This window comes from Nocardia sp. NPDC004722, assembly GCF_053601505.1.
In genome coordinates this window covers 1-3,586 of record NZ_JBSGBY010000751.1, presented here as the reverse complement: position 1 = coordinate 3,586, position 3,586 = coordinate 1, and the positions used below count along the sequence as shown (strand labels likewise).

General features: G+C 71.2%; 4 protein-coding genes. All 4 read left to right on the top strand.

What is annotated here, in order from left to right:
• Positions 1–789, top strand: a 789-nt coding sequence (locus ACWELQ_RS41170; RefSeq protein ID WP_452402412.1) for a MinD/ParA family ATP-binding protein, incomplete at its 5' end; no start/stop codon positions are given.
• Positions 786–1,481 (top strand): hypothetical protein, encoded by a 696-nt coding sequence (locus ACWELQ_RS41165; RefSeq protein WP_452402411.1) that lies wholly within the window; start codon positions 786–788, stop codon positions 1,479–1,481. The genes ACWELQ_RS41170 and ACWELQ_RS41165, both read left to right, overlap by 4 nt.
• A 12-nt stretch (positions 1,482–1,493) precedes the next feature.
• A complete protein-coding gene (locus ACWELQ_RS41160; protein ID WP_452402410.1) occupies positions 1,494–3,176 on the top strand; it encodes a cutinase family protein in 1,683 nt (560 codons plus the stop codon).
• A 234-nt stretch (positions 3,177–3,410) separates the two neighbouring features.
• The coding region (locus ACWELQ_RS41155; protein WP_452402413.1) for a winged helix-turn-helix transcriptional regulator at positions 3,411–3,586 on the top strand (176 nt) is incomplete at its 3' end.

The window sequence follows — 3,586 nt, the reverse complement described above, 5'->3', positions numbered from 1 at the left end:
GGCGGGTCGCCCACCGACGGCGTGCCGTTGCGGGGCGGGCACGGGCGACTGGTGCGTGCGGCGTTGCCGCCGGTGCTGGTGCTGGGCGGGTCCGGATCCTCGGGAGCCACGACCGTGGCGCTCGGGTTGGCAGCGGCGGCGGGCGTCGACAGTGAAGGCGCGGTGTGGCCGGTCGTGGTCGACGCCACGCTCGGCGGCGGCGACGTGGCGCTGCGCGGATGCGACGCGGTCGCGCCGGTGAGCACGCTGCAGAAGTGGCTGGCCACCAACGATCCCGGGGTCGCGGCCACCGTGGGAGCGTGCTCGGGACAGACCTCGACCGGCGTGCGGGTCCTGGCCCGCACCCCGGATCCGTTGCCGCGCAGGGAATCCCTGGTCTCGGTGGCGCGCCATCTCGAAACCGCCGGACTGCTCGGGGTTTTCGACGCGGGCGCGCCCGTCACCAGCCGATTGGCCGCGCCGCTGCTGGCCGACCCCCGGGTGGGGCTGGTACTCACCGTCGCCGCCCGGCCCGACGCCATCAACCGGCTCCAGCCCGCGCTGGCCTGGCTGGACGAGAACTTCGGCGAGTTCGTGGTCGGCGACGCCGTCATCGTGCTCACCGAGCAGGTGCCCGGCTCCGCGGCCACCGTCGTCGACCATGTGCGCACCCACCTCGGCTCCTGGGTGCGCGCGATCGTCCAGGTGCCCTTCGACATTCACCTCGCCACCGGCGGCCCCATCACCTGGCACCGGCTCACCGCCGAAACCCGCGACGCCTACCTGGCCCTGCTGGGAGCGCTGCGATGACCAGCCACCTGTTCGGGACGCCCCGCACCGAGGACCCCGCGAAAGAGCCTGCCGCCGAACCGGTTCCGATGTGGCATCGCGCGGTGCCCAATCGGCCCGCGCGCCCGCCGCTGGTCTGGCTGGTCGGGGTGCACGGCGGCGCCGGGGTGAGCAGCCTCGCCGCCAGCCTGAGCTGGGCGGGCGACGCCGGGCAGCGCTGGCCCGCGCGAATCGGACTCACGGGAGACATGGACTCGCCCCTGGTGATCCTGGTGGGCCGCAGCCACCTGCGCGGCGTCAACGCGCTGCACCGGGCGCTGCTGGCGCATCGAGCGCAGGCGACACCCGTGGGCAGCGCCGTGGTCGGCGTGCTGACCGTGGCGGATTCGGCTCGGCCACTGCCGATTCCGGTCGCCGAACGCCGCGAGGAAATGGAGGGATTGGCGCTCGCCCTGGGTGCGCGCACCTGGCGGCTGGGCTGGCTCGAACAGTGGCGAGCCCTGGAACCCTACGAATTGGCGGCCTGGGATCCCGCCGCCGGTCACACCCCGGCCGACGACGGCGACCCCACTCGCACTCCCCCGCAACCGGTTCGGCTTCTGGCCGAGCAGATCCTCACCACGGCGCGTACCGCCGGGGCGCGGATCACCGAACAGGCGCAGCACGGCCACCCGGCCGTCGATGAGCGCGGAATCAGCCAGTCCCTGACCTGAACGAGGTGCGACATGCATCGAAAACTGCTGCCCACCCTGAGATTCCGGAGCTCGGCCGTATCCTTCCGGAGCTCCGCGCTACTGACCGCCGCCGTCTGCGTCATCGCTTCCGCGGCCGTCGGCCTGGCCAGCGGCGGACCACCCGACACCACGGTGCCCATCGACAAATGCCCGGCCCTGTTCGCGCTCGGCATCCAGGGCACCGGCGAATCCTCCCCCGACGCGGCCGTCACCACCGACACCGGCATGCTCTCGGAAGTGTTCCGGCCCATGATGGCCGCCGCCTCCGACGCCGGACTCGTGGACCGCGCCTACGTGCCCTACGAGGCGTCCTTCGGCGGGGCCACCTCGGTCAGCACCGTCACCTACACCAAGTCGGTGGGCGACGGGCTCGACCGGCTGCGGTCCATGGCCAAACAGGTCGTGGACCGTTGTCCCAGCAGCAAATTGGCGATCGCCGGGTACTCCCAGGGCGCGCACGTCGCGTCCCAGTTCGCGCAGGAGGTCGGGTCGGGGAAGGGCACCGTCCCGGCCGAGAAGATCGCCGCGGTAGCGCTTTTCGGCGACCCCAACCGCAATGCCAACGCGCCGCTGTTCCCGGGCAAACCCGATCAGAAGCTGCCGACCGCGGCGCCGGGCACGGACGGCAAAGCGGTGTCCGGGCTTTCGGATCCGCCCACCACCAAGACCGCGTCCGGGGCGGGCATCGCGCCCGACAGCGCCACCCTCGAGAACTTCGGCTCCCTGGTCGGCCGGGTCGCGGAATTCTGCACCGAGGGCGATCTGGCCTGTGACACACCGGTGGGCGCGCCGCTGGTGCGCACCGTCGCCAATATCGCGGGGCAGGTCGAACTTTCGGCCGGTGACCCGATCGGGTCGCTGAAGTCGATCGCGGAGGCGCTGGCGTTCACCTCCATCAAGACCGTCACCTCGGTGGTCAACAACGACGTGTCCGGCAACTCGATCTCGGATCTGTCGTATCAGCCGCAGAAGTCGATCTCGCAGCGCATCGCCGACGCGTCCAACCCGGCCAACCAGGTCGACATCCCGGGCGCGTTGCAGGCGCTGCTCAAGGTCGGGCTGATCGCCGTCAATTCCGTGGTGGCCGTGGTGAAGGACATTCTGACACCGGCCAACATCGCCGAGATCGCCACCGCGGGGCTGGCCAATCCCATTGCGGGACTAGCGGTCTTCGGGACCAAGCTGCTGGGCGCGGTCACCAATCTGGTGCCGCCCACCACGATCAGCAGGCTGGTGAGCCAGTCGTTCTCGGCCGTCACCCAGAACATCACCGACAACAAGGATCTGCTCGACATCACCACCTGGGTGCGGTACTGGGACACCGCGCAGAAGCACGACTACACGCACGCGCAGGGCGCGGGCTTCGGAGAGAGCCCCACCGACTGGGTCGGGCAGTGGTTCGCGGCGGTGGCGCACGATCTGTCCGGGGCCGCACAGCCCGGCAGCACGCCGCTCGGCGGCAGCGACAAGCCCAGTCTCGGCATGGATTTCGCGGGCACCTCGACGACGCCGACCAGCGTCGCGCCCAACGGGCAGTTCCCGCTCGGCGGCGGAACCTCCGCCACCGGCACCCCGTCCAGCGCGCCACTGCTCACCTTCACCCCCGGGAGCAGCACGCCATCCACCAGCGGGGCGCCGCTGATCCCCAACCTCGGCGCACAGGCGACACCATGAGCACCACCGAATCCGACTCGGCCACAACGCCACCGGCCCACGACGGACCCGACGCCTACACCGGGCGCTGGTCGGACTGGATCACCGGTGCGCCCGCAGCCGCCCCGGCGACCCGGGCAAACGCGTACGAGGAGTACGAGCCCGTCGAATACGACGACGACTTCGACGAATTCGACGAGGACGAGTACTACGAGCCGCGCTCGCGAGTCGGCGAGGAAGCGTCATCGGACCGGTATGCCGCGCAGGAGCGGCATAGGGCGGGAGACCGGTACGCGGCGCTCGACCGCTCCGAGCCGCCCGCGACGCGCCACGCGTCGTGGGCGGACAGACTACGAGCTCACCGCGCTCGGCCGCAGCCTCCTCCCGGTCATGCAGGCGATCAAAGGCTGGGCGGAAACCTATATCGAAGA

Bases quoted from the DNA above. Each gene is read 5' to 3' on its own strand.
- ACWELQ_RS41165 (WP_452402411.1), top strand. From the start codon at position 786: ATGACCAGCCACCTGTTCGGGACGCCCCGCACCGAGGACCCCGCGAAA.
- ACWELQ_RS41160 (WP_452402410.1), top strand. From the start codon at position 1,494: ATGCATCGAAAACTGCTGCCCACCCTGAGATTCCGGAGCTCGGCCGTA.